General features: G+C 40.9%; 36 protein-coding genes. 29 read left to right on the forward strand and 7 right to left on the reverse strand.

Annotation, left to right across the window (positions count from 1 at the left end; genetic code table 11):
* Positions 1-19: 19 nt before the first annotated feature.
* From V5804_RS02035 to V5804_RS02065, 7 genes are all read left to right on the forward strand, one after another.
* The gene (locus V5804_RS02035; RefSeq protein ID WP_369589709.1) at positions 20-736 is read left to right on the forward strand and encodes a hypothetical protein; all 717 of its coding nucleotides are present in this window, start codon (positions 20-22) and stop codon (positions 734-736) included.
* 460 nt (positions 737-1,196) lie between these two features.
* Positions 1,197-3,650: a TonB-dependent receptor gene (locus tag V5804_RS02040; protein WP_369589710.1), complete on the forward strand. Its 2,454-nt coding sequence runs from the start codon at positions 1,197-1,199 to the stop codon at positions 3,648-3,650.
* 9 nt (positions 3,651-3,659) lie between these two features.
* Entirely contained in the window at positions 3,660-4,016 is a 357-nt protein-coding gene (locus V5804_RS02045; RefSeq protein ID WP_369589711.1) for a Spx/MgsR family RNA polymerase-binding regulatory protein, read from the forward strand.
* Between the two features lie 114 nt (positions 4,017-4,130).
* A complete protein-coding gene (locus tag V5804_RS02050; protein ID WP_369589712.1) occupies positions 4,131-6,182 on the forward strand; it encodes a M1 family metallopeptidase in 2,052 nt (683 codons plus the stop codon).
* A 131-nt stretch (positions 6,183-6,313) separates the two neighbouring features.
* Positions 6,314-6,991: a hypothetical protein gene (locus V5804_RS02055; protein WP_369589713.1), complete on the forward strand. Its 678-nt coding sequence runs from the start codon at positions 6,314-6,316 to the stop codon at positions 6,989-6,991.
* A 59-nt stretch (positions 6,992-7,050) separates the two neighbouring features.
* The gene (locus V5804_RS02060; RefSeq protein WP_369589714.1) at positions 7,051-7,551 is read left to right on the forward strand and encodes a DUF2147 domain-containing protein; all 501 of its coding nucleotides are present in this window, start codon (positions 7,051-7,053) and stop codon (positions 7,549-7,551) included.
* 37 nt (positions 7,552-7,588) lie between these two features.
* The gene (locus V5804_RS02065; RefSeq protein WP_369589715.1) at positions 7,589-7,948 is read left to right on the forward strand and encodes a hypothetical protein; all 360 of its coding nucleotides are present in this window, start codon (positions 7,589-7,591) and stop codon (positions 7,946-7,948) included.
* 18 nt (positions 7,949-7,966) lie between these two features.
* Here V5804_RS02065 and V5804_RS02070 read toward each other — a convergent pair whose 3' ends face one another.
* From V5804_RS02070 to nth, 6 genes are all read right to left on the reverse strand, one after another.
* Positions 7,967-8,368 carry a type II toxin-antitoxin system death-on-curing family toxin gene (locus V5804_RS02070; RefSeq protein ID WP_369589716.1) on the reverse strand — a complete coding sequence of 134 codons (402 nt, stop codon included), beginning with the start codon at positions 8,366-8,368 and terminating at the stop codon, positions 7,967-7,969.
* Positions 8,368-8,541 (reverse strand): hypothetical protein, encoded by a 174-nt coding sequence (locus V5804_RS02075; RefSeq protein ID WP_369589717.1) that lies wholly within the window; start codon positions 8,539-8,541, stop codon positions 8,368-8,370. Before V5804_RS02075 ends, V5804_RS02070 begins: the two co-directional genes overlap by 1 nt.
* A gap of 102 nt (positions 8,542-8,643) precedes the next feature.
* Positions 8,644-9,504, reverse strand: a complete 861-nt coding sequence (locus tag V5804_RS02080) for a flagellar motor protein MotB (protein ID WP_369589718.1) — start codon at positions 9,502-9,504, stop codon at positions 8,644-8,646.
* Positions 9,505-9,626: 122 nt separating this feature from the next.
* Positions 9,627-9,938 carry a type II toxin-antitoxin system death-on-curing family toxin gene (locus V5804_RS02085; protein ID WP_369589719.1) on the reverse strand — a complete coding sequence of 104 codons (312 nt, stop codon included), beginning with the start codon at positions 9,936-9,938 and terminating at the stop codon, positions 9,627-9,629.
* Between the two features lie 88 nt (positions 9,939-10,026).
* A complete protein-coding gene (locus V5804_RS02090; protein ID WP_369589720.1) occupies positions 10,027-10,209 on the reverse strand; it encodes a hypothetical protein in 183 nt (60 codons plus the stop codon).
* Between the two features lie 111 nt (positions 10,210-10,320).
* On the reverse strand, positions 10,321-11,022 hold the full coding sequence (nth, locus tag V5804_RS02095; RefSeq protein ID WP_369589721.1) for an endonuclease III: 702 nt from the start codon (positions 11,020-11,022) through the stop codon (positions 10,321-10,323).
* A gap of 501 nt (positions 11,023-11,523) precedes the next feature.
* Between nth and rpsL the strand changes: the two genes are divergently transcribed.
* The 5 genes from rpsL to V5804_RS02120 all read left to right on the forward strand — a co-directional run bounded on the left by rpsL (position 11,524) and on the right by V5804_RS02120 (position 15,434).
* A complete protein-coding gene (gene rpsL, locus V5804_RS02100; RefSeq protein ID WP_299289841.1) occupies positions 11,524-11,946 on the forward strand; it encodes a 30S ribosomal protein S12 in 423 nt (140 codons plus the stop codon).
* A 19-nt stretch (positions 11,947-11,965) separates the two neighbouring features.
* A complete protein-coding gene (rpsG, locus tag V5804_RS02105) occupies positions 11,966-12,433 on the forward strand; it encodes a 30S ribosomal protein S7 (protein WP_299289840.1) in 468 nt (155 codons plus the stop codon).
* A 100-nt stretch (positions 12,434-12,533) separates the two neighbouring features.
* Positions 12,534-14,636: an elongation factor G gene (fusA, locus tag V5804_RS02110; RefSeq protein ID WP_369589722.1), complete on the forward strand. Its 2,103-nt coding sequence runs from the start codon at positions 12,534-12,536 to the stop codon at positions 14,634-14,636.
* A 164-nt stretch (positions 14,637-14,800) separates the two neighbouring features.
* Positions 14,801-15,106, forward strand: coding sequence for a 30S ribosomal protein S10 (rpsJ, locus tag V5804_RS02115; protein ID WP_157566118.1), 306 nt, complete (start codon positions 14,801-14,803; stop codon positions 15,104-15,106).
* A 70-nt stretch (positions 15,107-15,176) separates the two neighbouring features.
* Positions 15,177-15,434: a hypothetical protein gene (locus V5804_RS02120; RefSeq protein ID WP_369589723.1), complete on the forward strand. Its 258-nt coding sequence runs from the start codon at positions 15,177-15,179 to the stop codon at positions 15,432-15,434.
* 179 nt (positions 15,435-15,613) lie between these two features.
* On the opposite strand, the gene V5804_RS02125 is transcribed toward V5804_RS02120, so the two are convergent.
* Complete coding sequence (locus tag V5804_RS02125; protein ID WP_369589724.1) at positions 15,614-16,357, reverse strand: hypothetical protein; 744 nt, start codon at positions 16,355-16,357, stop codon at positions 15,614-15,616.
* Positions 16,358-16,437: 80 nt separating this feature from the next.
* On the opposite strand from V5804_RS02125, the gene V5804_RS02130 reads away from it, so the two are divergent.
* The 17 genes from V5804_RS02130 (at position 16,438) to rplF (ending at position 25,647) form a co-directional block, all read left to right on the forward strand.
* Entirely contained in the window at positions 16,438-17,697 is a 1,260-nt protein-coding gene (locus V5804_RS02130) for an NAD(P)-binding domain-containing protein (protein WP_369589725.1), read from the forward strand.
* Between the two features lie 333 nt (positions 17,698-18,030).
* On the forward strand, positions 18,031-18,648 hold the full coding sequence (gene rplC, locus V5804_RS02135; RefSeq protein ID WP_369589834.1) for a 50S ribosomal protein L3: 618 nt from the start codon (positions 18,031-18,033) through the stop codon (positions 18,646-18,648).
* The gene (rplD, locus tag V5804_RS02140; RefSeq protein WP_369589726.1) at positions 18,648-19,277 is read left to right on the forward strand and encodes a 50S ribosomal protein L4; all 630 of its coding nucleotides are present in this window, start codon (positions 18,648-18,650) and stop codon (positions 19,275-19,277) included. Before rplC ends, rplD begins: the two co-directional genes overlap by 1 nt.
* A gap of 1 nt (position 19,278) precedes the next feature.
* Positions 19,279-19,572: a 50S ribosomal protein L23 gene (gene rplW / locus V5804_RS02145; RefSeq protein ID WP_369589727.1), complete on the forward strand. Its 294-nt coding sequence runs from the start codon at positions 19,279-19,281 to the stop codon at positions 19,570-19,572.
* Between the two features lie 8 nt (positions 19,573-19,580).
* Positions 19,581-20,405 carry a 50S ribosomal protein L2 gene (rplB, locus tag V5804_RS02150; RefSeq protein WP_369589728.1) on the forward strand — a complete coding sequence of 275 codons (825 nt, stop codon included), beginning with the start codon at positions 19,581-19,583 and terminating at the stop codon, positions 20,403-20,405.
* Positions 20,405-20,671, forward strand: a complete 267-nt coding sequence (rpsS, locus tag V5804_RS02155; RefSeq protein ID WP_174290448.1) for a 30S ribosomal protein S19 — start codon at positions 20,405-20,407, stop codon at positions 20,669-20,671. The genes rplB and rpsS overlap by 1 nt, the downstream gene beginning before the upstream one ends.
* Positions 20,672-20,677: 6 nt before the next feature.
* A complete protein-coding gene (gene rplV / locus V5804_RS02160; RefSeq protein ID WP_369589729.1) occupies positions 20,678-21,106 on the forward strand; it encodes a 50S ribosomal protein L22 in 429 nt (142 codons plus the stop codon).
* A gap of 6 nt (positions 21,107-21,112) precedes the next feature.
* Entirely contained in the window at positions 21,113-21,994 is an 882-nt protein-coding gene (gene rpsC / locus V5804_RS02165; RefSeq protein WP_369589730.1) for a 30S ribosomal protein S3, read from the forward strand.
* 49 nt (positions 21,995-22,043) lie between these two features.
* Positions 22,044-22,469, forward strand: a complete 426-nt coding sequence (gene rplP / locus V5804_RS02170; protein WP_369589731.1) for a 50S ribosomal protein L16 — start codon at positions 22,044-22,046, stop codon at positions 22,467-22,469.
* A gap of 56 nt (positions 22,470-22,525) precedes the next feature.
* Complete coding sequence (gene rpmC, locus V5804_RS02175; protein WP_369589732.1) at positions 22,526-22,735, forward strand: 50S ribosomal protein L29; 210 nt, start codon at positions 22,526-22,528, stop codon at positions 22,733-22,735.
* A 14-nt stretch (positions 22,736-22,749) separates the two neighbouring features.
* Positions 22,750-23,004, forward strand: a complete 255-nt coding sequence (gene rpsQ, locus V5804_RS02180) for a 30S ribosomal protein S17 (protein WP_157566166.1) — start codon at positions 22,750-22,752, stop codon at positions 23,002-23,004.
* Positions 23,004-23,372, forward strand: a complete 369-nt coding sequence (rplN, locus tag V5804_RS02185) for a 50S ribosomal protein L14 (RefSeq protein WP_157566169.1) — start codon at positions 23,004-23,006, stop codon at positions 23,370-23,372. Before rpsQ ends, rplN begins: the two co-directional genes overlap by 1 nt.
* Before the next feature lies 1 nt (position 23,373).
* Positions 23,374-23,715 carry a 50S ribosomal protein L24 gene (gene rplX / locus V5804_RS02190; protein ID WP_369589733.1) on the forward strand — a complete coding sequence of 114 codons (342 nt, stop codon included), beginning with the start codon at positions 23,374-23,376 and terminating at the stop codon, positions 23,713-23,715.
* The gene (gene rplE, locus V5804_RS02195) at positions 23,715-24,287 is read left to right on the forward strand and encodes a 50S ribosomal protein L5 (protein ID WP_299289824.1); all 573 of its coding nucleotides are present in this window, start codon (positions 23,715-23,717) and stop codon (positions 24,285-24,287) included. The genes rplX and rplE overlap by 1 nt, the downstream gene beginning before the upstream one ends.
* Positions 24,280-24,549: a 30S ribosomal protein S14 gene (gene rpsN / locus V5804_RS02200; RefSeq protein WP_369589734.1), complete on the forward strand. Its 270-nt coding sequence runs from the start codon at positions 24,280-24,282 to the stop codon at positions 24,547-24,549. Before rplE ends, rpsN begins: the two co-directional genes overlap by 8 nt.
* 126 nt (positions 24,550-24,675) lie before the next feature.
* Positions 24,676-25,074: a 30S ribosomal protein S8 gene (gene rpsH, locus V5804_RS02205; RefSeq protein WP_369589735.1), complete on the forward strand. Its 399-nt coding sequence runs from the start codon at positions 24,676-24,678 to the stop codon at positions 25,072-25,074.
* 15 nt (positions 25,075-25,089) lie between these two features.
* On the forward strand, positions 25,090-25,647 hold the full coding sequence (gene rplF / locus V5804_RS02210) for a 50S ribosomal protein L6 (protein ID WP_369589736.1): 558 nt from the start codon (positions 25,090-25,092) through the stop codon (positions 25,645-25,647).
* Positions 25,648-25,650: the final 3 nt, after the last annotated feature.

The raw sequence follows: 25,650 nt of genomic DNA on the forward strand, positions 1-25,650 counted from the left end.
TACTTTTTAAACCTTTCTTATGAAAATTATCCTCATATTTATTTGCTGTGGCTTTTTAGTAGGCGTTTATGGCCAAACAACGACTACCAAATCATACGTGGTTAAACCAGGGCAGCCGCTACAATTTACATTTGATTATCCGGTAATTCATATTAGCACCTGGGACAAAAACGAAGTGGCTATCACCGCAAAAGTCAATATTAATGACGATGAAAATGATAGTGCGTTTACTATGGAGGAGCACATGGTCAATGGCGAATTGGTTATTAGTGACCAAATTAAAGATTTCGACAAATTACCTCGACGTTATACAGTGATTCATAATGGCGTAAAGACAGTCTTTAGAACAAAAGCGCAATACCTCGAAGCACAAAAGAGCGGCGGTATGCAGCAATGTTATGAAGGGCTGGATTTAGACATTCATTTAGATATTAAGATACCTCGTGGTGCCATAACAAATATGAAGTCCGTTTACGGTATTGTTGAATTGAGCGATTTCCATGCACCCCTTACTGTTGATGCTACTTATGGAGGTATTGATGCCACCATCACGGCAGCCCTTACCGGAAAGCTGCAGGCAACCACCAGTTATGGGCAAATTTATTCTAACCTCGACCTAAAGTTAACGGATCATACTGAGCGTGATTTCTTTAACTCCATTACTGCAGAACCCGGTAAAGGCCCCGCTTATAATTTTACTTCTACTTACGGGAAAATCTATCTCCGCAAACCATAAAATCAATACGGACAACAGTATTTACTAACATGCAAAAAATAATTTTGCCAGTGGGGAAGATGCTTCTTAAAATTACAACAATAGCCTGAGAGCGTGTTTAAATTTTGCCCTATTTATTTTACATGCTTCTTTTACCACCTAAAATTTAGTAAACATTTGATTTTAAATTGAAGCAACACCAATTTTTATAGGGTAAAAGAAGCATTGGTATTAACCTTGAGTATATTGAAGGATCTGATATAAATGTAATCAGGTTCTGAATAAACATTAATCTGCAAATTCAAACCGTAAAATATAAGGTTTTAATGATTGTAACATTTACAGCAACTTTTCATCTTACAGTAAATGAGCAAGTTTGAAAACTGTAACAGAATTAACTAAGTAAATAGTTAAAATTTGTTAAAAAAATTTATCTTATAAACATCTTCTTTAACTTGCGGCATCAACCTAAATCCTACCAATGAAACCATCTCTACTTTTACTCTTTGTGCTTGGCATTTTTTTACATTTTACAGCATCGGCCCAAACTAATTCTTACAAAATAAAAGGTATGGTGGTGGATTCGGCCAAAAAAACACCTTTAAGTTTTGTAACCGTGGTCCTAAAAGATGCAGCAGGTAAAGCAGTTAAAAGTACGCTGACGAAAGAAGACGGCTCGTTCCAGGTCCTCAACTTAAAACCTGCGGCCTACCAGTTAAATATTGCTTACGTAGGTTATAACACTAAAATTATACCGGTAAAAGAAGCATCAGAAACGGCCGATGCGGGGAGGATCGCTTTATCGGCATCGAGCAACCAACTCAAAGAGGTTTCGGTGGTGGCGGCGCGGCCGATTGTGAAACGCGAGGTTGACCGCATTGCTTATGATGTGCAGGCCGATCCGGAAAGCACGGTTTTAACGGCGTTGGATATGTTGCGCAAAGTGCCGATGCTTTCGGTGGATGCGCAGGACAATATCAAACTGAAAGGCAGCGGGAATTATAAAATTTTGATCAACAATAAAGAATCGTCGCTGGTTGCCAAAAACCCTTCGGATGTTTTTAAGGCGATGCCTGCCGCCAATATCGAACGGATTGAAGTCATCACCACGCCGCCCGCAAAATACGATGCCGAAGGTTTGGCCGGGATCATCAACATCATCACCAAAAAAAATGTGGACCAGGGTTACAACGGCAGCATCAATTTGCGGGAGAATACAGTTTGGGGGCCGGGCGTAAATTTAAACGGAACGGTTAAGCAAGGCAAATTTGGCGTTTCGGGTTATGCGGGAATTGGCCAGCAGCAAAGGCAAGTTAACCCTTTTGATAACACGCAAACTTTTACCCGCGACCAATCTGTTTTGGCCCAAAACGGAACCAATACTTTTGGCGGCAATTACACTTATTTGAATGCAGAACTGAGTTACGAAATTGATACATTGAACCTAATTACCGGCTCGATAGATTATAACAAAGGCAAGTTTAAGCAAGGCGCCGACCAGCAATCGGCACAGCGCAATGGTTTGGGCGATTTAACGCAGTTTTACCATTTTATCAACGATGGCAACAACACCTGGACGGGTTTGGATGCCGCACTTAACTATCAATTGGGCTTTAAAAAAGATAAAAACCGGCTGCTTACTTTTTCTTACAAGTACAGCCATTCGCCAAGTACGCAGTTTAACGATGTGCATATTTCCGATGCCGTCAATTATCCTTTGCCCAATTATCAGCAACATAACAATGCGGGCAGCAATGTGCAAACGTATCAGTTGGATTATGTACATCCGGTTAAAAAGTTCAACATTGAAGCAGGCGGAAAAGCCATCTTGCGCGATAATTACAGTGCTTTTACCAGTGAAAACTTAAATAATACAACGGGTTTGTACGAAGTTAACCCGCGGCAAACCAACGATTTTAGCTATCAGCAAAATGTTTATAGCTTTTACAATTCTTATCAATTAAAATTAATAAAATGGACGGCCAAAGCGGGTTTGCGTTTGGAGCGAACTACAGTTAATGCTGATTTTACTTCTGTCGGGAGCGCCATCAAACAGGATTACAACAACTTTATCCCGTCGGTTTCTTTGCTGCGGAGTTTCAAAACCAGCAGCCTAAACTTTGGCTTTACCGAACGTATCCAACGGCCGGGGATTTGGCAGTTGAACCCTTTTGTTGATCAATCCAACCCCAAATTTATCAGCACCGGCAACCCCAACTTGCAGCCCGAACTGAACCATACTTTCGAACTAACGTACAGTAATTTTGCAAAAGGTTCCATCAATATTGGCACAAGTTATGCGTTTTCCAACAACTCCATTCAAAACGTAAGCAACATTAGTTTGGCAACCAATACGGCTGGTAAACAGGATACCGTTACCACATCTACGTATCAAAATTTAGGTTCTAATAAAAGTTTGGGCCTTAATTTAAGCGCAAATTATACTTTCTTTAAAAACTTGTCATTAAGTGTCAATTCCCAACTAAACCAGATTTGGCTCGAAGGAAGTTACAACGGGCAATTGTATAAAAACCAAGGTGTTACGGGCAATGCTTTTGCCAATTTGGGTTACAAGTTAAACAATGGTTACCGTTTTGGTTTTGATGCCGGTTATTATAGCGGCGATGTACTTTTGCAGGGGAAATCGAGCCGTTTTATTTTTACCTCGTACAGTGCTTCCAAAGAAATGTTGAAGAAGAAACTAACGCTTGCAATTGCGGCAAATAGTCCTTTTAAAGAACGTTTCCAATTTACGCAATATACCGCTACGCCAGATTATTACCAGGTTTCGCACAATCAAAACCGGTACAGCAATTACCGCATCAGTTTGAGTTACAAGTTTGGAAAGCTTAACGGCGATATCAAAAAGAATCAGCGCAGCATCAACAACGATGATACCAAAGGCGGCGGCAAAAGTACAGGCGGGAATAATTAATTTTGCCCGATGGATATTTACGGTATCAAAAATTGCAACACGGTAAAAAAAGCATTGGACTGGCTGAAAGAAAACCAGATCGGATTTATTTTTCATGATTTTAAAAAGGAAGGCGTTGCTGCGGAGAAATTGCAGGAATGGAGCTCCAAAGTTGGTTACGAAAAACTGCTGAACAAACAAGGTTTAACCTGGAAACAACTAACTCCGGAAACCAAAGCCACCATCACTGGCGAAAAAGAAGCACTCCAACTTTTGCACGATAAAAACAGTATGATCAAAAGGCCGATTTTGGAATTTCAGCATCAACTGGTTTTGGGTTTTGAGGAAGACCGGTATCGGATGCTTCTTTTATCGGGCAAAAGTTAGTGCGGTTTCGTTTCTGTACAAGGTTTTGGTAACAATCACCTTACTTCTCCATTGCTTTTCTGTTTTTATGCTGAATTATGCTTTAATTTAGGCACAGAAATTACCATTAATCAAATGAAACTAAACTTTTTACCTGCTTTTGCTTTTAGCCTGCTGTTTTTTGCTGACCTGGCTTCGGCACAAACCACGCCACCGGCAACAACACCTGCCGCTGCCGCAAGAACCGGCCGGCCTGATTTTAACCGCATCCAGGAGCCGCAAATCCAAACCAACTACAATTACCACGATGCTTTTGCGCCGTTTTTCTACACGAAAAACGGCAACGAATACCGTTCGGCAGGCGGGCAGCCGGGGCCAAAATACTGGCAAAACCGCGCTGATTATCAGCTTTCTGCTTCGTTAAATGATCAAACGAACGAGATCACCGGAACGGAAATTTTGACTTACACCAACAACAGCCCGGATAAATTGGGTTTTCTGTGGATGCAGTTGGACCAAAACTTGTTCCGCCAGGATTCGCGCGGTTCGGCCATCATCCCGACAACGGGTAGCCGAAACGGTGGCCGCGGCCAGGTTTTTGACGCCGGGTATAAAATTAAGTCGGTAAAAACAGTATCTGCCGGAAAAGGAAAAGCTACCGAAACCGACGTTAAGTTTATGATTAACGATACGCGGATGCAGGTTTTTCTCCCGCAAAACTTAAATGCAGGCGGCGGCCAGGTAAAATTAAAGATCGAATACAGTTTTATCGAACCCAATTATGGCTCAGACCGGACGGGTTATCTCGACACCAAAAACGGCAAAATTTATACCATTGGGCAATGGTACCCGCGGATGTATGTGTACGACGATGTTTCCGGTTGGAATATGCTGCCATACACAGGCCCGGGCGAGTTTTACTTAGAATACGGCGATTTCGATATCAACATTACCGCGCCTGCAAACCATATCGTGGTTTCTTCGGGCGAGTTGCAAAACCCGCAGCAGGTTTATACGGCCGAGCAGTTAAAACGCTGGGCAGCAGCCGCAAAAAGCGATAAAACGGTAATGATCCGCACGGCAGACGAAGTAACCAACAAAGCCTCCCGCCTGGCCGGAAAACAAACCTTAACCTGGCATTTCAAACTCAAAAATGCACGCGATGCTTCCTGGGCATCTTCGGCAGCTTTTATAGTGGATGCGGCCAAAATGAATTTGCCAAGCGGCCGTAAAGCGCTATCTATTTCTGCTTATCCGGTAGAAAGCGTGGGCGATGATGCCTGGGGAAGGTCAACCGAATACACCAAAAAATCCATCGAGTTTAACTCGGCCAAATGGTACGAGTTTACTTATCCGTCGGCCACAACCGTTGCCGGTATTGTTGGCGGGATGGAATATCCGGGCATTGTTTTTTGCGGGTACAAAGCAAAAGGCCGTTCGCTTTGGGGCGTAAACGACCATGAGTTTGGCCACAACTGGTTCCCGATGATTGTTGGCTCGAACGAGCGTTTGTACGGCTGGATGGACGAAGGTTTTAACACGTTTATCAACACGCTTTCTACCGCTAATTTTAACAACGGCGAGTACAAACCGGCCAACCCACCGGACATGCACCGCATTGGCGCTATTTTTACATCGCCAAACTTGGAGCCAATTTTAAGCCCGGTTGACGGGATAAAAGAAAGAAACAATGGAATTTTGCTTTATTCTAAGCCAAGTGCCGGGTTGGTTTTGCTGCGCGAACAGATTTTAGGGCCGGAACGTTTTGACCGCGCTTTCCAAACCTACATCAACCGCTGGGCTTTTAAACATCCAACGCCTGATGATTTTTTCAGGACGATGGAAAATGTTTCAGGCGAAAGCCTGAACTGGTTTTGGCGCGGCTGGTTTCAAAACAACTGGCGTTTAGACCAGGCCGTGCGCGATGTAAAATATGTGGACAACGACCCGGCAAAAGGCGCATTAATTACGGTTGATAACCTGGAAAAAATGCCAATGCCAATGATTTTGGAAGTGAAAACCGAAAGCGGCAAAACCGACCGCATCAAACTGCCGGTTGAGATTTGGATGCGTAACACAACTTGGACTTTCCGTTATCCGTCCACCGAAAAAATTGAATCGGTAACTTCTGACCCTGATAAAGTTTTGCCTGATTTTAACGAAGACAATAACGTTTGGAAAAAATAATTGGCATAAAAAAGTATTGATAAAAGAAGCATTGGGAAACCAAAGCTTCTTTTTTTTGATGCCCGGTTGATGCTTCTTTTATCACCATAAAATTTAACACAACTTTTAATAAAAATTTGGGTTATTGGTACATGAGCAGCCGCATATTTTTAATCCTGTTTTTGGTGATTACCGGAAGCGTACAAGCCCAAAATATTTTAAGGGGAACGGTTTACGAAGGAAAATCTTCGCGAAAACTGTCAAATGTTTTTGTGCGCGACATCAATTCAAAAGAAGTTGCGCTGACCGATAATTCCGGCAACTTCAGCATCCGTACCGTGATCAACCATACGCTGATTTTTTCTTCGCCGGGCTACGTTTCGGATACGTTGTACCTGGTTGATCTAAGCCCGAAACACATCGAACTTTCGTTCCGCAACATCACTTTAAATACGGTCAATATTACTTCATCGCGTTCTTTTAACCCGCGCGAAGAATATCCCGATGTGTACGAAAAAAGCAAATTTGCCCTTTCCCCGTCGCGTATTTTTGGAAAAGAGGCCAAAGACGCACGCCGTTTGAAACGTTATTTTGAACGGGAAACAGAAGAACGGCAAATAGATTCGATTTTTAATGCCGCTTATGTGAGCAGCGTGGTGCCGCTAAAAGGCCAGGATTTGGAAAATTTTATGTCGCTGTACCGCCCAACGCTTGCTTTTTTGAAGAAAACGCCTCGTTCTTCGCTTACTTTATACCTCAACGACTCGTATAAAAAATTTATGGCCTTGCCGCCCGAAAAGCGTGGCCTGCAAAATTTATCTGCCCAATAAAAAATATCGGATAAGGTAATACGCTGTACCTCGTTATAGTGCGAAACACAAAATTTTATATGATAAAAGAAGCACAGCAAATTTTACTTCGGCCGGTTGTTTTTTCCTGTTTTATATTGCTGCTGAGTTTAGGCATGGCAAACCAGTCTTCGGCACAAATATTAACTACCGGCGTTGCTGTACAGGACAGGATTTTGGGCAAATGGATGTCCGAAGAAAAAAACGTAATGGTGCAGGTTTATAAAAATGGCGACAAGTACGCGGCCAAATTGATTTGGTTTGATGATTCGGACGATAAATCCAAACCGATGAACTCCAGGATTGATTACAAAAACCCGAATTCCGCATTACGAAACCGGAAACTGCTCGGAATGGAAGTGGTGGACAATTTAGCGTACAACCCGCAAACCAATTCTTGGGAAAACGGCATGATCTACGATGCCAAAAACGGGCGGACCTGGAGTTCGGCGGCCAGCATCACCAACGAAGGCGTTTTGAAAGTTACCGGCTACTGGCACTTTAAATTCATCGGTAAAACCATGACTTTTAAAAGGGTATAAGTTGATGCTTCTTTTATCGGCATAAATTCAGCAAAACATGATCAAAGCTTACCAATTGATAACTGGTGCAGACGGGCATTCGCATATTGTTTCTGGCCATGTTGCCGAAAACTTTAGCAGCAAAGCCATTGCCATTCATTTTAAAGAAACTGCCGCCAGGCAATATTATGATTGGCACCCTGCGCCCAAAACCCAATTCGTGCTTACCTTAACAGGTTCGTTAGAATTTACTGTTTTTAGCGGCAAAAAATTTGTGTTGAAAGCAGGCGAAGTTTTGCTTGCAATGGATACCAAAGGCAGCGGCCATACCTGGCAAATGCTGGGCGACGAGCCCTGGAGGCGTGCGTATGTTGTTTTTGAAGAAGGTGAGAATGTTGGTTTTGTAGCGGATGTTTAAGCTGAAAAAACAACTTTCTTATTTTTTAACAGAATTTAGCTTCAACCAATTTTGCACGGTTTCCAATGCTTGGTTTCCCGAAGCTACCGAAAGAATAAAATCAGTTAAAATTTCATCGTTTATCTGGCTGTTAAGTTGATAGCCGTTAAGCTTTAAAAAAAGTAAACCGGCTTCAAGGCCGGTGCGTTTATTTCCATCAGAAAAAATGTGATTAGCAATAATATTGAACATATATAATCCTGCTTTATCATGAATAGAAGGATAAAGTGGTTGCTCAAATATTTCTGCAAATACAGCATCAACTAAATAATCAAGAGCAGGTTCGTTTAACAAATTATATGGTGGAACAAAGTTGCCACCATGAGATGAAAGTGTTAGCCTGTTAATTGTGGTAATTTGCTTTTTACTTAAATAAAGCATTACGCGAGAGCTTTAAAAGTAGCTTCGTATTTAGCAAAATCTTCTTTTACTAAACGTTCAAATTCAGCTTCTTCCAGCAAAAGTGCAGTCTTTATGGTTTCCCTGTCTTTTGGAGCCATTGTGTTTACAATCTCCAAAACTTCTTCTACAGTATAGTTATGTTGTGATTCCATTTTTTGATAGTTTGATTAGTAAACCTACTAAAAATTAAACTATAAAAAAGGCTGCCCATTGGTTAAGAACAGCCTTTTGTAAAATATGATTTTCAGTTTAATTTATTTCGTTTTCTCCGGCGCTTTGCCAATCAAATCCATAAACTGGTCTAATTTTGGTGTGATGATAATTTGCGTGCGCCTGTTTTTAATCCTGCCGGCTTCGGTGCTGTTGTCTGCAATTGGGTTGTATTGGCCACGGCCGCCAGCAGTCAAACGTTTTGGGTCAACGTTGTAAGTATTTTGCAAAGCCTGCACAACAGAAGAAGCGCGTAAAGTACTCAAGTCCCAATTGTTGCGGATGTTTTTTGCCGTAATTGGCACATTGTCGGTATTGCCTTCAATCAACACATCATAGTTGTTGTAGTCCATAATGATCTTGGCAATCTTGCTCAAGGTTTCGCCTGATTTATCCGAAATCTCATAACTGCCGGATTTGTACAGCATATTGTCCGAAAGCGAAATATAAACCACGCCTTTCAACACCTGCACATCCACGTCTTTCATTTCCTGTTGGCTTAAAGAACGTGTTAAATTGTTGGTCAAAACCAAATTAAGCGAATCGCTTTTGTTTTTGGTATTGATCAATTGCTGGATGTATTTGTTTGAGCTGTTGATCTCATCAACCAATTTAGAAACGTTTACATTCCCTTGGCTGCTGGCGTTTAAGGCTTTGGTTAAAGCATCTTGCAGGGATTTGGAATTTGCCCTTTCAGAAGCTAACTGTTCTTCCAAACTTGCAACGCGGTTGGTCAGCACGGCTACATTGCGTTCGCTTAATAAATACTTGCCGTTCAGGTTGCGCGTGTTGCTGTCTAATTGGTTGTAGCTGGTTTGCAGTTGCTGGTACTTTTTTGTGCTGACACAACTTTGGGCCAGTACGGCAACCAAAAGCAGTGCCGGTATTGATCGTTTAAATTTCATGGGCTAATAATTTGAGTGTTTAAAATGATGTTTTAACTTGCTAAACTACAAAAATGTTTGATTGTGTAGCTGGTAGGGTTTGTACGTTTAGCTGTTATTGAAGTTGACGCTTTATAACCGAATTATTTTTTAACAGAATTTAACATTAGCCAGGTTTGTACGGTTTCTAAAGTATGTTCTCCCGAAGCGACAGAAATTATAAAGTCGGTCAGGATTTGGTTGGTAACAGCATCGTTTAATTGATAGCCGTTAAATTCAAGAAATAAAAGGCAAGCATCAAGACCTGTGCGTTTATTGCCATCTGTAAATATATGGTTTGATATAATATTGAAAAGATATAAGCCAGCTTTGTGATGTATTTCCGGGCACATTGGTTCTCCAAACAGTACTGCATCAACAATGTCAACCAAATATTCTAAAAAACTTTCATGCAAATAATTGTATGCAGGAACATAATTTCCTCCAAATCTTGCAATATTGTTTTTATTGAGAAAGCTATTTCTTCTTTAGTAAGCAAGCGCATTAGGCAAGCGTTTTATAAGTTGCTTCGTATTTTTGATGAAAAGGAGAAATTTTATCTAATATTTCTTTTTCATTTAACAGCGATTTCTGAATTTCTTCTTGCACTTTTTTCCTGTCTTCTGGTTTTAAAGTCAGTGCAATTTCTAAAACTTCTTCTACCGTGTAATTGTGGTTTAAATCCATTTTGATTGATATTTGATAAGTAAATTTACAAAGAATTTTATAGAAACCTTTCTAAATGCTAACGCACTAACTTTTAGCCGGTAAAAGAAGTATGGCAAAAGCTTAAACAATTTATTGATGAACCAAACTTTGTCCGGTTGGGCAAAGATCCAACAACACGCAATTCTTGCAATCCGGTTTAAAATGGAAGCATGTTTTTTGCCCGTGCCGCATCATCACCTGGTGGTTGTCGTACATTTCCTGGGCGGTAAAACCTGGCGGCAACAAGTTTTCTAATACGCGGTTTGCTTTAGCTTCCCCAATTTTGGCATCAATAATTCCCAAACGCACGGCAACACGGAAATGGTGCGAATCAACCGGCAAAGCTTTCGCACGCAAATTACTGAAAGACATCACGGCAGCACTGGTTTTCGGGCCAACGCCGGGCAACTCTTCCAACCATTTTCGGGCAGCGGCAACATCCATTTCCGACAAAAAATCTAAAGATAGCGTACCGCAACGTTCGGCTATCAAACTTAAAATTTGTTGTAACCGCGGTGCCTTTTGCTCCGGCCAGGTGCAAGGATTGATGGCAGTTTGTACCTCATTGGTTGCTGCATCGCGTACGTTTTCCCAAGAGCCAAAAATGTTGCGCAAGTTGTTAAAAGCCAAAGCCGAATCCTTATTTTTAGTTCGGTGCGATAACAGTGCCGATACCAATTCGCTCAACGGGTCCAAATCGTGAAAATATTTGATCTGACTGCCATAAACTTCAGATAAACGCTGGTGAACTTCTAATACAAATTCTTCTTTGTTGGGGATTATGGTTAGCATAAGGTTTAGCAAAAATTGTATGGTAACAGAAGCATTATGGTAAAACGCTTCTTTTCTTTTGTAAATTATTAACAAGATGATACTTGATCCTGTTTTGAGTCTTAGCCAACTCTTTTAACTTATACTTTAATTGATTGTTAGTTTGGGTTCAATTGGATAGGCTAAGTAAAATTGCTAAACGGTTTGATAATGCTCAAAAGACTTGAATAATCAGTAATGCTGTTTTTATCCATTAAAAATTGGTGTGCTGGTTTTTATAATGAAAACAAGAAGTTTTATAAATGTTTTTGGTTAGATGTAATGCAAAAAGAAACTTGGATGATTTATAATTTATATCAGAGTCAAGTACGAACTATAAATTGTTTTAAGGATTGCCATCGTCATACTTCTTTTACCACCCAAAAATCTTTTTCCTCCAACCGCTTGATTATCAAAATTAAAGTTGCTACTTTTGCAGTCCTTTTAATATAAGGAAAATACTGTAAACATTTAAAAGCAAAAATGCCTACTATTCAGCAATTAGTTAGAAAAGGTAGAGTAGCTATGGTTGACAAGAGTAAGTCGCCAGCGTTGGACAGCTGTCCACAGCGAAGAGGTGTGTGCACACGTGTGTACACCACTACCCCTAAAAAACCAAACTCAGCCATGCGTAAAGTTGCCCGTGTCCGTTTAACCAACGGCAAAGAGGTGAATGCGTATATCCCCGGCGAAGGCCACAATTTACAGGAACACTCGATCGTTTTGATCCGCGGTGGCCGGGTAAAAGATTTACCAGGCGTTCGTTATCACATTATCCGTGGCGCGCTTGATACTTCAGGTGTTGCAGGCCGTAACCAACGTCGTTCCAAATACGGAACGAAACGCCCTAAACCAGGTCAGCCAGCGGTAGCGGCAAAAGGTGCACCAGCTAAGAAAAAGAAATAAGAATAGGAGGATTTAAGCAATGAGAAAGTCAAAACCAAAAAAGAGAATCATCCTTCCTGATCCAAAGTTCAATGATACTTTGGTTACCAGGTTTGTAAATAACATGATGTATGACGGTAAAAAATCTACCGCTTATACTATTTTTTATGATGCCGTAGAACTGGTAGAAAAACGGACAAGCGAAAGCGGTTTGGATACTTGGAAAAAAGCATTGAACAATGTAATGCCTGCTGTTGAAGTGAAATCCCGCCGTGTTGGTGGCGCCAACTTCCAGGTGCCTACAGAAGTTCGCCCGGAGCGTAAAATTGCTTTAGGCATGAAATGGCTGATCAGCTATTCCCGTCGTCGCGGAGAAAAAACGATGATGGAGAAACTGGCCGGCGAGATCATTTCTGCTGCAAAAGGCGAAGGCGCAGCCGTGAAAAAGAAAGAAGATACGCACAAAATGGCCGAAGCCAACAAAGCGTTCTCTCATTTCAGATTTTAATTAAATTAGATTACACAGATTGATAAAAGATTACACCGATTGTTTGATTTAGAATAATCGGTGTAATCTTTTATAAAATCAGAGAAATCAAATAGAAAAAATGTCAAGAGATCTTAAATATACAAGAAATATTGGGATTGCCGCCCACATTGATGCCGGTAAAACCACTACTACCGAGCGTATCCTGTACTACTCGGGCGTAAGCCACAAAATCGGTGAAGTGCATGAAGGTGCTGCAACGATGGACTGGATGGCACAAGAGCAGGAGCGTGGTATCACCATAACTTCGGCAGCTACCACCGTAAACTGGAAATACCGCAACAACACTTACCATATCAACATCATTGATACACCGGGGCACGTAGATTTTACCGTTGAGGTAAATCGTTCTTTGCGCGTATTGGATGGTTTGGTGTTTTTGTTTTCTGCTGTTGATGGTGTAGAACCGCAATCAGAAACCAACTGGCGCCTGGCTAACAATTACAATGTGCCGCGTATCGGTTTCGTTAACAAAATGGACCGTTCCGGTGCCGACTTCTTAAAAGTTGTAAAGCAAGTTCGTACTATGTTGGGCAGCCACGCAGTTCCCTTACAAATCCCGATTGGTGCCGAAGAAGGATTCCAAGGTGTGGTTGATTTGATCAACTTCCGTGGTATTGTTTGGAACGAGCACGATAAAGGAATGACTTTTACCGAAGTGCCAATCCCGGCTGATTTGGTAGAAGAAGCAACCGAATGGAGAGAGAAATTACTGGAAGCTGTTGCAGAATTCGACGATACATTGATGGAGAAATTCTTTGATGATCCGGCAAGTATTACCGAACGCGAAGTTTTAGATGCTTTACGTCAGGCTACTTTGTCTGGTAAAATTGTTCCGATGACTTGCGGTTCATCTTTCAAAAATAAAGGTGTACAAACAATGCTGGATTATGTGATGGAATTGTTGCCTTCGCCTTTGGACTCTAAAGGTGTTGTAGGTACAAATCCAAACACAGGTGCAGAAGTTTTGGTAAAACCAGATGAAAAAGAGCCTTTTGCAGCTTTGGCGTTTAAAATTGCAACCGATCCTTTCGTAGGCCGTTTGTGCTTTATCCGCGTTTACGCAGGTAATCTGGAAGCAGGTTCGTATGTGTACAACGCACGTTCAGAAAATAAAGAGCGTATTTCGCGTATCTTCCAAATGCACGCCAACAAGCAAAACCCAATCCCGAACGTAGGTGCCGGTGATATTGCTGCGGTTGTTGGTTTTAAAGATATCAAAACAGGTGATACACTTTGTGATGAGAAAAACCCGATCGTTCTGGAATCTATGAACTTCCCTGAGCCGGTTATCGGTTTAGCTATCGAGCCTAAAACACAGGCCGATGTAGATAAATTAGGTATGGCTTTAGGTAAACTGGCCGAAGAAGATCCGACTTTCCGTGTTAATACCGATGAAGAAACAGGCCAAACCGTTATTTCAGGAATGGGCGAGCTTCACTTGGATATCATTATGGACCGTTTAAAACGCGAGTTTAAAGTTGAAGTTAACCAAGGTGCGCCGCAGGTTTCTTACAAAGAAGCGATCACGGGTACAACCCAGCACCGCGAAACTTACAAGAAACAAACTGGTGGCCGTGGTAAGTTTGCTGATATACAAATCATCATCTCTCCAAACGATGAAGGTAAAACAGGTTTACAGTTTGTGAATGAAATTTCAGGCGGTTCTATCCCGCGTGAATTTATCCCATCCGTAGAAAAAGGTTTTGCTGCTGCAATGACAAATGGTGTTTTGGCAGGTTATCCGTTGCAGGATATGAAAGTCCGTTTAATTGACGGTTCTTTCCACGCAGTTGATTCGGATGCTTTATCGTTTGAAATTTGTGCACGTTCTGCTTATCGCGAAGCATTGCCAAAATGTAAACCGGTTTTGATGGAGCCGATCATGAAGATCGAAATTTTAACTCCGGAAGAAAACATGGGTGATGTAATTGGTGATATGAACCGTCGTCGTGGCCAGCTGTTAGGTATGGATTCCCGTGCAGGTGCACAGGTTATCAAAGCAACTGTTCCGCTTTCAGAAATGTTTGGTTATGTAACGCAATTGCGTACCATCACTTCCGGCCGTGCAACTTCTACGATGGAGTTTGACCACTACGAACCAGCGCCGCGCAACGTGCAAGACGAAGTTATTGCCAAATCAAAAGGAAAAGTTCACGCATAAAAATTAAAACTGATTGCACTGATAGTTTATGTGATTTCACAGATTATCAGTGTAATTCTAAAAGTAATCAAAACAACCGTTCCTAATAAATAGCTCTTAGGACGGCAATAAAATCAGTGAAATCATCTTAAATCGGTGAAATCATTCAAAACAAAAAAACAAAAATGAGCCAAAGAATCAGAATCAAATTAAAATCTTACGATTACAACTTGGTAGATAAATCTGCCGAGAAAATTGTAAAAACTGTAAAGCCAACCGGTGCTGTTGTAAGCGGACCGCTGCCTTTGCCAACTGAAAAAAGAATTTTCACTGTTTTGCGTTCGCCACACGTGAATAAAAAAGCACGCGAGCAATTTCAATTATGCTCTTACAAACGCTTGCTTGATATTTACAGCTCCAACTCCAAAACAGTGGATGCGTTGATGAAATTAGAATTGCCAAGCGGTGTTGAAGTAGAGATCAAAGTATAAGTACTTCTTTTATCCATAAAAAAGATCGTTCCCGAAAAGGAAACGATCTTTTTTGTTTTATGCTGATTTTATGCCGATAAAAGAAGTATTCACTTTGTGTCATGATTTTAATATATTTGTTATGATGGAAACCTACATTGTACATCCAACAGAAGAGCAAAAAAAACTTGTTTTGGACTTTTTCAAATCTTTAAATATCTCCTATGAAAAAGATGATACTTTACCAGTTCATGTTTTAGAAGGTATTAAAAGAGGCCAGGAAGATATCAAAGCTGGCCGAACGGTTTCTTTGGAAGAGTTTAAGAAAAGCTTATCTATTTCTAAATAAAAGAATACACAATTGTTTTTTCTCAGGAAGTGTTCTTTCTCAGGAAGCAATTGTTTCTTTCAAACCAAATTATTAAAAAGTCATCTCATACTTCTTTTATCCATAAAAAAAGATCGTTCCCGAAAGGAGGCGATCTTTTTTGTTTCAACACCAATTTTTACCCGATAAAAGAAGCATCATCAATATTCCGGGTTTCCGGTAATTTCTTCCAGTTTGTTTCTAACCGTTTGCAAATCGCGCGACAGTTTTTTCTCTTTGTCGTTGGCTTTGGTTTTATAGCCTTTGTATTCTTCCTCCAGTTCGTTGTACAATTTGGTGCGGTAATGTGCCTCACGCCTTGCACTTGCCGAAAGGAAAATGACGGTAGCCGCCAAAGCGCCAAGTGCAATCACCAAACCCCACATAATGGTATTGTAAGTGGTTTTGGCAACCGGCATCCCTAAAAAACTAATACTGTTGATTTGTGCATTGGTAGCGTTTAGGCTTTGTTCTTTAGTATTTACATCCGTTTGCAAATCATTCAAAGTTTTGCTTTGTGCCGATAGTTTGTGTTGTAAAGCAGCTAAACTGTTGCGCTGGATGCGCAAACTATCCTGCACGCTTTTATAAAAAGCGTCAATCATCGGTTGCTGATAACGATAAACTTTGCCCGAAATAAAATTATATTGCCCTTTTAAACTTTTGTCCAAACTTACACCTATTGGCGCAGTGGCAGAAGGTTGTGCCGGATTTGTCGGGTTGGTTTTTTGCAAATACGCTTTTGCAGCCACCGGCACTTTTGGTTTGGCCCTTGCCGAATCTTGTGCGTAAGTAGTTGAAAGTATAGTAGATAACAGAATTACCTGCAATAAACGGAGCCCTGATTTTAAGTGCATAAAAGAAGCTTTGGTTTGGGTAAACATTTTCAAATTAAACAATGCCATTATAACAAAAATATAGTATTCAATGCAAACGAATATTAACATCGGCATTAAAATAACTTAAACGTAATTAACTTAGCCGCATGGTAATCGGATTTATAGGTTTAGGCGATATGGGCAAATTGTATGCAAAAGCTTTTGCACAGCAGGGTTTAGAAGTTTGCGGAACTGATTTGCCGCACAATTTTGAACGTTTGTGCGAAGAATTAAACCCGCACCAAATTGAAGTGCTTATAGACGGAAGGGAAACCGCACAAAAAAGCGATCTGCTGATCTTTTCTGTAGAAGCAGAAAAAATCAAAGAAGTGGTGGCGCGTTACGCGCCTTATGCAAAAACTGGTGCAATTGTAGCAGGCCAAACATCGGTAAAGCACCCGGAGGTTGCTGCTTTTGAAGAGTTTTTGCCTTCAGATGCCCAAATTATTACCATTCACGCACTACATGGGCCGGGTTTTATACCAAAGGGACAAAAGCTGGTCGTGATTCCGCACCGCTGTGATCAAAAAACATATCAAACATTGGTGGATGTGCTGCTGCTTTTGGAAGTAAACCTGGTAGAAATGGAAGATTACCATCAGCATGATAAAATCGTTGCCGACACCCAAGCTGTTACCCATGTTGGTTTTGAAAGTATGGGAACAGCTTGTGCCACGGCAGGTTTCTATCCCTGGGAAAATGCTGCTTACATTGGCGGGATTGATAATGTAAAAATCCTGATCATGCTGCGTATTTTCAGTTACAAAGCACACGTTTATGCCGGCGCAGCCATTTTAAACCCTTACGCCAAGCAGCAGGTAAAGCAATATGCGGTTTCTGAATCCGAGTTATTCAAGCTGATGATCCAGGAAGATGAAAAAGAGCTGCGTAAGCGTTTGTATAAAGCGCGCGATTTTGTTTTCCACGAAAGCCAGACACCCATTTTACTGGACGACAGCATTATGAAAGAGTTTTCGCTGTCTGTCAATTCCCATCTTCGGAAACCAAACTCCCATTTAAGTTTGTTAAGCATGGTTGATGCCTGGAACAAATTGCAGGTAAACCCTTACGATAATTTAATTTGCCAAACGCCGCCTTTTCGTTTGCGTTTGGGCATTGCCGAATATTTATTTAAGAATGAAGATTTGCTGGAAGAATCCATCGAAACAGCTTTGTACGATAAAAGTATCCGCGGCGATGATTTGGAGTTTCATTCTGCCGTGCGCGATTGGTCGGCCATTGTAAATTACAGCGACATGGATGGTTACAAACTGCATTTCAACCACACCCAAAACTTTTTTAAAGACAGGTTGGAGCACGGCCGCCAGCAAAGTGCAGAATTGATAAAAAGGTTAATGAAAGATTGAGGACACGTTTAGATTCTGTCATAAAGTTTGTGATGCTTCTTTTATGCCTGTAAATTTTGTTTTTGGATATCGTCCTGGTACAAAAAGTACATTGTGTCAATGATTTTTAGGTGATAAAAGAAGCATATAAAATAAGTCGGATGAAATTTAAAAAAGCTCTAAAATTGATACTGTTTTTATCGTCCTAAAAAAAGTTTATAAACCCTTAAAAATTTCTTTTGTAACTATTTGATAATTAATCAAACATTCCTATCTTTGCCGTCCCGAAAAGGGGAAGAATGTCTTGAACGAAGCCCTACTGCTTCGATGGACAACAACAAATTAATTAAGAAAATGTCAGGAATTATTGGTAAAAAAGTAGGAATGACCAGCATTTTCGATGAAACAGGGAAAAACATTCCTTGTACCGTAATCGAAGCTGGCCCCTGTGTAGTTACACAGGTTAAGTCTGTAGAAACAGACGGATATGCTGCTGTTCAGTTGGCATACGCAGAAAAGAAGGAAAAAAATACTTCCGGGCCGTTAAAAGGCCATTTTTCTAAGGCAGGAACCACGCCAAAGAAAAAACTGGTTGAATTCAAAACTTTTCCGGATCAAAAATCATTAGGTGATACCATTACTGTTGAGCTATTTGCAGCCGGAGACTTTGTAGATGTTGTAGGAACATCCAAAGGTAAAGGTTTTCAAGGGGTTGTAAAACGTCATGGTTTTGGTGGTGTGGGTATGCAAACGCATGGCCAGCACAACCGTTTGAGGGCTCCTGGTTCATTAGGTGCTTCTTCTTGGCCTTCACGTGTATTTAAAGGCATGCGTATGGCGGGTCAAACCGGTAACAGCCGTGTGAAAGTTCAAAACCTGGAAGTATTAAAGGTTTATAACGAACAGAATTTATTGGTGGTAAAAGGTTCAATACCTGGTGCTAAGGGTTCATTTGTAATTATCGACAAATAATGGAAGTAGTTGTATTAAATGTTTCAGGACAAGAAACTGGTGCCCGGGTGCAGCTTCCTGATTCGGTATTTGGCGTTGAACCTAATGATCATGCCATTTATTTAGACGTAAAACAATACCTGGCCAATCAACGCCAGGGAACACATAAAGCTAAACAGCGCAACGAAATTGCAGGTTCTACCCGTAAAATTCATAAACAAAAAGGAACCGGCGGCGCACGTGCCGGTAGTATCAAATCGCCTTTGTTTAATGGTGGTGGCCGTGTATTTGGTCCGCAGCCGCGCGATTACAGTTTTAAGCTGAACAAGAAATTAAAATCACTGGCCCGTAAATCTGCTTTGTCATACAAAGCGCAAGACAACCACATTGTGGTGTTGGAAGATTTCAACTTTGATTCGATCAAGACCAAAAACTACATCAATTTAGTTGCCGGTTTAAATTTTACTGACGAAAAAACTTTACTGGTTCTTCCGTCAGCTAACAACAACATTTATTTATCAAGCAGAAATATCAAAAAAGCAAAAGTAATCACAGCCGATCAGTTAAACACTTATGATGTGTTAAACGCAGGCAGGCTTTTGTTGACTGCGAGTTCTGTTAAAACTTTGGAGGAAGCATTAGCTAAGTAATATGGAAATCCTAAAGAAACCTTTGCTTACGGAAAAAGTAACCAAGTTAACAGAAAAGTTAAACCGTTATGCTTTCATTGTTGATCCTAAATCCAATAAAATACAGATAAAAGGAGCAATTGAAGCCATGTACGGCGTAAATGTAGAAGCTGTAAACACGATGCGTTACGAGGGTAAACTGAAAAGCCGCAATACAAAAGCAGGTTCTGTTTCCGGCAGGCCTTCAAAGTATAAAAAAGCTGTTGTTACCTTGAAAGATGGCGAAACAATTGATTTTTACAGTACTAATATCTAATTAAGAAAATGGCAGTTAAAAGATTTAAACCGGTTACACCTGGTACCCGATTCAGAGTTGGAGGCGATTATTCGGATATTACTACGAATGTTCCTGAAAAATCATTGGTTGTTTCACATAAAAAATCAGGTGGTCGTAACCACTCTGGTAAAATGACTATCAGAAATGTTGGCGGCGGACATAAAAAATCATATAGGTTAATTGATTTCAAGCGTAATAAATTTGATATCCCGGCTACGGTAGCTACAATCGAATATGACCCGAATAGATCAGCACGTATTGTTTTGCTAAATTATGTTGATGGAGAAAAAAGATACATGCTGGCGCCGGAAGGCATTAAGGTTGGACAAACTGTTCTTTCAGGAGATGCAGTTCCACCAGAAGTTGGCAATACTTTACCTTTAAAAAGCATTCCTTTAGGTTCAATTATTCACAATATCGAAATGAACCCTGGCCAGGGCGGTATCATTGCAAGGTCAGCCGGAACGTATGCACAATTATCTGCACGGGATGGTAAATATGCAATTATCAAATTGCCTTCGGGAGAAACACGGATGATTCTGGCTACTTGTTTAGCCACTATTGGAACGGTTTCCAATTCTGAGAAGGCAAACGAAGTATTAGGAAAAGCCGGCCGCAAACGTTGGTTAGGCCGCAGGCCAAGAGTTCGTGGTGTTGCCATGAACCCGGTAGATCACCCGATGGGTGGTGGTGAAGGTAGGGCTTCCGGAGGCCATCCCCGCTCTCGTAAAGGTTTGTTGGCTAAAGGCTTTAAAACCCGTGATAAAAAGAAATCATCTGATCGTTACATCGTCGAAAGAAAGAAAAAATAATGGCACGTTCAATTAAAAAAGGACCTTATATTGATCATAACCTGGAAAGAAAAGTTCTGACCCTGAATGATTCAAACAAAAAATCAGTAGTCAAAACCTGGTCGCGTCGTTCCATGATTTCTCCGGATTTCGTTGGTCATACGTTCGCGGTACATAACGGTAACAAGTTTATACCGGTTTATGTAACAGAAAATATGGTTGGACACAAGTTAGGGGAATTTTCTCCCACACGTACTTTCAGGGGTCACTCTGAAAAGAAAAAATAAGCGGTAATGGAAGCAACAACAAAAATTAAAAAGTCTGTATTAGTCAGACAACGCAAAGAGCAAGAAAAAGCTCAACAAGGCGGAGCTTCTGCTGCTAAGCTACAAAACTGTCCAACCTCACCGCGCAAGATGCGTTTGGTGGTTGACCTGATCAGAGGAGAAAACGTAGAGAAAGCTTTATACATTTTAAAATATACCAATAAAGAAGCAGCAATCAGGGTTGAGAAACTTTTGTTGTCTGCCATCAAAAATTGGGAGTTAAAGAACGAAGGCAAACGCGTTGAGGACAGTGCTCTTTTTGTAAAGGAAATTTCAGTGGGTGGCGGTCGTCAGTTAAAAAGATTGCGCCCGGCACCTCAAGGCAGAGGTTACCGGATTAGAAAACGTTCTAACCATGTAACGTTAATAGTAGATTCTAAAAATGATAACATATAATTTGTAATGGGACAAAAAGCACATCCAATAGGCAACAGGTTAGGGATCATCAGAGGATGGGATTCTAACTGGTTCGGTGGCAATAATTACTCCGACAAATTAGTGGAAGATGAAAAAATCCGTAAATATTTATCTGTACGTATTGCGAAAGGCGGCGTAGCCAAAGTAGTGATCGAGCGTACTTTAAAACGGATCACGGTTACTATTCACACTGCTCGTCCAGGCATCGTAATTGGTAAAGGCGGACAGGAAGTTGACAAGATTAAAGAAGAGCTTAAAAAGCTGACTAAAAAGGACATCCAAATCAATATTTTTGAAATTAAACGTCCGGAGCTGGATGCACAATTAGTGGCAGAAGGTGTGGCCAAGCAATTAGAGGCACGTATTTCTTTCCGTCGGGCCATGAAAACTACCATTGCTTCTACCATGCGAATGGGGGCAGAAGGTATCAAAATTATGTGTTCCGGTCGTTTAGGCGGTGCTGAAATGGCACGTACCGAACAATATAAAGAAGGAAGGATCCCTTTGCATACTTTCCGTGCCGATATTGATTATGCATTGGCAGAAGCTTTGACTACTTATGGTAAAATAGGGGTTAAGGTTTGGATTTGCAAAGGCGAGGTTTACGGTAAACGCGATCTATCTCCAAACATCGGCGCTAACACCAACACGAATACCAAAGGAGGACGTCCGGAAGGTGCTGCTGCTTATGGCGACCGTGAGCGTGGTGGCGACAGAAGGAATGCGGGCGGCGGCGGCGGGGATCGTAGAAACAACAATAACAACGACAGAAGATCTGGCGGAGGAAACAACAACGGCCCGAGAGGCGGTGGTAACAACTCCAATCAGAGAGGCGGCGGAGGTGCACCTGGCGCAAAAAGAAGATAATTATATTCAAAACGAGATAAGTTTTGTATCACAGTAAAAGTTTAAAGTAATGCTACAGCCCAAAAGAACGAAATTTAGGAAAATGCAAAAAGGCAGGATGAAAGGTGTGGCCACCCGTGGCGCCGAACTTTCATTCGGTTCATTCGGAATCAAGTCTTTGGAGCCTGCCTGGATCACCAGTCGTCAAATAGAATCTGCCCGTATCGCTGTTACCCGTTTTATGAAACGTGAAGGACAGGTTTGGATTCGGATTTTCCCTGATAAGCCAGTAACCAAAAAACCAGCCGAAGTACGTATGGGTAAAGGTAAAGGCGCGCCAGAATATTGGGTGGCTGTTGTTAACCCAGGAAGGATCATCTTTGAAGCAGAAGGTGTATCCCTTGAAACAGCTAAAGAAGCCATGCGCCTTGCCGCACAAAAATTACCAGTGCAAACGAAGTTTGTGGTAAGACGGGATTACGTAGAAGCAGAATAATTAATTAACAAACCGAATCCTGAAAGCACAGGCTCTTCGGGCGAAATAAAAACAAGATGAAGAATTCAGAAATTTTAGAACTGTCAACAGAAGAACTTACTGCCCGTTTGGCAGAAGAAAAATCTACCCTGACTAAATTAAAATTTGCGCACACCGTTTCTGCTATTGAAAATCCTTCCCGTATTGCAAAAATCAAGAAAGATATAGCTCGTTTAAATACTGAAATTACCAAACGCAAATCGGTTCCAACTTCTGAAACAATTTAATCATTCGAATTAAAATGGAAAGAAATTTAAGAAAAACAAGAACGGGATTGGTGGTATCCAACAAGATGGATAAATCAATTGTGGTTTCCGTTGAGCGTAAGGTGAAACACCCGATTTACGGTAAGTTTGTAAAGAAAACGACCAAATTCATGGCTCATGATGAAGCAAACACTTGCGGTATAGGAGATACAGTTACCATTATGGAAACCCGCCCTCTTAGCAAGAACAAAAATTGGAGATTAGTTCAAATTGTAGAAAAAGCTAAGTAATGGTACAGCAGGAATCAAGATTAAACGTTGCCGATAACAGCGGGGCCAAAGAGGTACTCGTAATTCGGGTATTGGGCGGCACGGGCAAAAGATATGCTTCTTTAGGCGATAAAATTGTGGTAACTGTAAAAAGCGCTCTGCCATCGGGCAACGTTAAAAAAGGTACAGTTTCTAAAGCAGTTGTGGTTAGGACCAGTAAAGAAGTAAGAAGAAAAGACGGTTCTTACATTCGTTTCGATGATAATGCTGCTGTTCTTCTGAATAATCAGGATGAGCCAAGGGGAACCCGTATATTTGGCCCGGTGGCCAGGGAACTTCGGGAAAAACAATTCATGAAGATTGTATCATTAGCACCAGAAGTATTATAACATGGAAAAGAAAAGTAATTCCCAGATCAAATTTAAACTCCGCAAAGGTGATCTGGTAAAAGTAATAGCAGGTGATTCAAAAGGATCTCAGGGAAAAATAACCGAGGTGATATTGAGCGAAAGCAGGGCTTTGGTTGAAGGTGTAAATATGGTTACCAAACATACCAAACCAAATGCAGCTAACCCTAACGGAGGAATAGTTAAAAAAGAAGCACCTATCCATATTTCAAATTTGGCTTTGGTTGATCCTAAAACCGGTAACACTACCCGTACAGGAAGAAAAAGAGACGAGCAGGGTAAATTGGTAAGGGTGTCAAAAAAATCTGGGGAGGAAATTAAATAATGGCATACGTACCAAGATTAAAATCACAATATAAAGACGATATCCGCACTTCGTTAAAGGATAAATTCCAATACAAAAGTGTGATGCAGGTTCCAAAATTGGAAAAAATTGCGATCAACCAAGGCGTTGGCGCTGCTACTACAGATAAGAAGTTGATTGATACTGCCATTGCAGAATTGACCACGATTACCGGCCAGCAAGCGGTTTCATCCAAATCAAAAAAGGATATCTCTAACTTTAAATTGCGTAAAGGTATGCCCGTTGGCGTGCGTGTTACTTTGCGTGATAATCACATGTATGAGTTTTTAGATCGTTTAATTTCCGTAGCTTTACCACGTATCCGCGATTTTAAAGGAATTAACGATAAAGGTTTTGATGGAAAAGGTAATTACACTTTGGGTATTACCGAGCAAATCATCTTTCCGGAAATCAATATTGATAAGATCAACAAGATTATGGGTATGGATATTACCTTTGTTACTTCTGCAAAAAATGATGTGGAAGCATTAGAACTTTTAAAATCATTTGGGTTACCATTTAAAAACCAAAATACCAACAACAATAATGGCTAAAGAAGGTGTAAAAGCACGGGATGTAAAACGTGCAAAGGCTGTTGCCAAATATGCTGAAAAGAGGGCTGCCTTAAAAGCTGCCGGTGATTATGTAGGTTTAGATAAACTGCCACGCAATGCTTCACCTATTCGTCAGCACAATCGGGATAAATTAACTGGCCGCCCACGTGGTTACATGCGTCAGTTCGGTATTTCCAGGGTTTCTTTCCGGGAAATGGCATTGGCCGGAAAAATTCCGGGGGTAAAAAAAGCAAGCTGGTAGTTGACCATAAATTCTTCGGAACGAAGTTAATGAGCACAATGCTTCTTTTACCACATAAAAATTTGAATTGATAACAGGTCGGCAGGAAGGCCTTGGCCGATACCATTATCAGAATTATAACAGTAAATGAATACAGATCCAATTGCAGATTATCTTACACGAGTAAGAAACGCGATCAAAGCAAACCACCGTGTTGTTGAGATCCCGGCATCAAACATCAAAAAAGAAATCACCAAAGTACTTTTTGATAAAGGCTACATTGCCAACTACAAATTTGACGATACCGCTACACAAGGCATTATCAAAGTAGCTTTAAAATACAATCCAGTTACCAAAATCTCTGCGATCCGTAATTTATCACGTATTAGCAGACCAGGGCTACGTAGATATGCAGGCGTAGAAAACATGCCGCGTGTATTGAATGGTTTAGGTATCGCGATATTGTCAACTTCTAAAGGTGTAATGACCGATAAAGAAGCAAAGCAGCAAAATATTGGTGGCGAAGTTTTATGTTACATTTATTAATCGGAGGAATTAAAAATGTCGAGAATAGGAAAAGCGCCCGTTACATTACCAGGTAGTGTTACCGTTTCTGTATCACCAGATAATTTAGTTACCGTTAAAGGACCGAAAGGATCTTTAACCCAACAAGTTGACAGTGATATCACGATTGAGCAGGAAGAAGACAAATTAGTTGTGAAAAGACCTTCAGAGCAAAAACGTCATAAAGCATTGCACGGTTTGTACCGTTCTTTGGTTAATAATATGGTCATTGGTGTTACCGAAGGCTACAAGTTAGAGCAAGAGTTGGTTGGTGTTGGTTACAGAGCAACCAATACAGGAAATACATTGGATTTGGTTTTGGGTTTCTCTCACCATTATGTGTTTGAATTGCCGAAAGAAATTAAAGTAACCACAACTGCAGAAAAAGGAAAAAACCCTACAATTATACTTGAATCTATTGACAAGCAGTTATTAGGACAGGTTGCAGCGAAAATACGTTCATTGCGGGCACCAGAACCATATAAAGGTAAAGGTATCAAGTTTGTTGGTGAGCAATTAAGAAGAAAAGCGGGTAAATCTGCATCAAAAAAATAATTG

This window comes from Mucilaginibacter sp. (assembly GCF_041088075.1).
GTDB lineage: Bacteria > Bacteroidota > Bacteroidia > Sphingobacteriales > Sphingobacteriaceae > Mucilaginibacter_A.

Coding starts and splice junctions, on each gene's coding strand:
- V5804_RS02035 (WP_369589709.1), top strand. CDS start 20: ATGAAAATTATCCTCATATTTATTTGCTGTGGCTTTTTAGTAGGCGTT.
- V5804_RS02040 (WP_369589710.1), top strand. CDS start 1,197: ATGAAACCATCTCTACTTTTACTCTTTGTGCTTGGCATTTTTTTACAT.
- V5804_RS02045 (WP_369589711.1), top strand. CDS start 3,660: ATGGATATTTACGGTATCAAAAATTGCAACACGGTAAAAAAAGCATTG.
- V5804_RS02050 (WP_369589712.1), top strand. CDS start 4,131: ATGAAACTAAACTTTTTACCTGCTTTTGCTTTTAGCCTGCTGTTTTTT.
- V5804_RS02055 (WP_369589713.1), top strand. CDS start 6,314: ATGAGCAGCCGCATATTTTTAATCCTGTTTTTGGTGATTACCGGAAGC.
- V5804_RS02060 (WP_369589714.1), top strand. CDS start 7,051: ATGATAAAAGAAGCACAGCAAATTTTACTTCGGCCGGTTGTTTTTTCC.
- V5804_RS02065 (WP_369589715.1), top strand. CDS start 7,589: ATGATCAAAGCTTACCAATTGATAACTGGTGCAGACGGGCATTCGCAT.
- V5804_RS02070 (WP_369589716.1), bottom strand. CDS start 8,368: ATGCTTTATTTAAGTAAAAAGCAAATTACCACAATTAACAGGCTAACA.
- V5804_RS02075 (WP_369589717.1), bottom strand. CDS start 8,541: ATGGAATCACAACATAACTATACTGTAGAAGAAGTTTTGGAGATTGTA.
- V5804_RS02080 (WP_369589718.1), bottom strand. CDS start 9,504: ATGAAATTTAAACGATCAATACCGGCACTGCTTTTGGTTGCCGTACTG.
- V5804_RS02090 (WP_369589720.1), bottom strand. CDS start 10,209: ATGGATTTAAACCACAATTACACGGTAGAAGAAGTTTTAGAAATTGCA.
- nth (WP_369589721.1), bottom strand. CDS start 11,022: ATGCTAACCATAATCCCCAACAAAGAAGAATTTGTATTAGAAGTTCAC.
- rpsL (WP_299289841.1), top strand. CDS start 11,524: ATGCCTACTATTCAGCAATTAGTTAGAAAAGGTAGAGTAGCTATGGTT.
- rpsG (WP_299289840.1), top strand. CDS start 11,966: ATGAGAAAGTCAAAACCAAAAAAGAGAATCATCCTTCCTGATCCAAAG.
- fusA (WP_369589722.1), top strand. CDS start 12,534: ATGTCAAGAGATCTTAAATATACAAGAAATATTGGGATTGCCGCCCAC.
- rpsJ (WP_157566118.1), top strand. CDS start 14,801: ATGAGCCAAAGAATCAGAATCAAATTAAAATCTTACGATTACAACTTG.
- V5804_RS02120 (WP_369589723.1), top strand. CDS start 15,177: ATGCCGATAAAAGAAGTATTCACTTTGTGTCATGATTTTAATATATTT.
- V5804_RS02125 (WP_369589724.1), bottom strand. CDS start 16,357: ATGGCATTGTTTAATTTGAAAATGTTTACCCAAACCAAAGCTTCTTTT.
- V5804_RS02130 (WP_369589725.1), top strand. CDS start 16,438: ATGGTAATCGGATTTATAGGTTTAGGCGATATGGGCAAATTGTATGCA.
- rplC (WP_369589834.1), top strand. CDS start 18,031: ATGTCAGGAATTATTGGTAAAAAAGTAGGAATGACCAGCATTTTCGAT.
- rplD (WP_369589726.1), top strand. CDS start 18,648: ATGGAAGTAGTTGTATTAAATGTTTCAGGACAAGAAACTGGTGCCCGG.
- rplW (WP_369589727.1), top strand. CDS start 19,279: ATGGAAATCCTAAAGAAACCTTTGCTTACGGAAAAAGTAACCAAGTTA.
- rplB (WP_369589728.1), top strand. CDS start 19,581: ATGGCAGTTAAAAGATTTAAACCGGTTACACCTGGTACCCGATTCAGA.
- rpsS (WP_174290448.1), top strand. CDS start 20,405: ATGGCACGTTCAATTAAAAAAGGACCTTATATTGATCATAACCTGGAA.
- rplV (WP_369589729.1), top strand. CDS start 20,678: ATGGAAGCAACAACAAAAATTAAAAAGTCTGTATTAGTCAGACAACGC.
- rpsC (WP_369589730.1), top strand. CDS start 21,113: ATGGGACAAAAAGCACATCCAATAGGCAACAGGTTAGGGATCATCAGA.
- rplP (WP_369589731.1), top strand. CDS start 22,044: ATGCTACAGCCCAAAAGAACGAAATTTAGGAAAATGCAAAAAGGCAGG.
- rpmC (WP_369589732.1), top strand. CDS start 22,526: ATGAAGAATTCAGAAATTTTAGAACTGTCAACAGAAGAACTTACTGCC.
- rpsQ (WP_157566166.1), top strand. CDS start 22,750: ATGGAAAGAAATTTAAGAAAAACAAGAACGGGATTGGTGGTATCCAAC.
- rplN (WP_157566169.1), top strand. CDS start 23,004: ATGGTACAGCAGGAATCAAGATTAAACGTTGCCGATAACAGCGGGGCC.
- rplX (WP_369589733.1), top strand. CDS start 23,374: ATGGAAAAGAAAAGTAATTCCCAGATCAAATTTAAACTCCGCAAAGGT.
- rplE (WP_299289824.1), top strand. CDS start 23,715: ATGGCATACGTACCAAGATTAAAATCACAATATAAAGACGATATCCGC.
- rpsN (WP_369589734.1), top strand. CDS start 24,280: ATGGCTAAAGAAGGTGTAAAAGCACGGGATGTAAAACGTGCAAAGGCT.
- rpsH (WP_369589735.1), top strand. CDS start 24,676: ATGAATACAGATCCAATTGCAGATTATCTTACACGAGTAAGAAACGCG.
- rplF (WP_369589736.1), top strand. CDS start 25,090: ATGTCGAGAATAGGAAAAGCGCCCGTTACATTACCAGGTAGTGTTACC.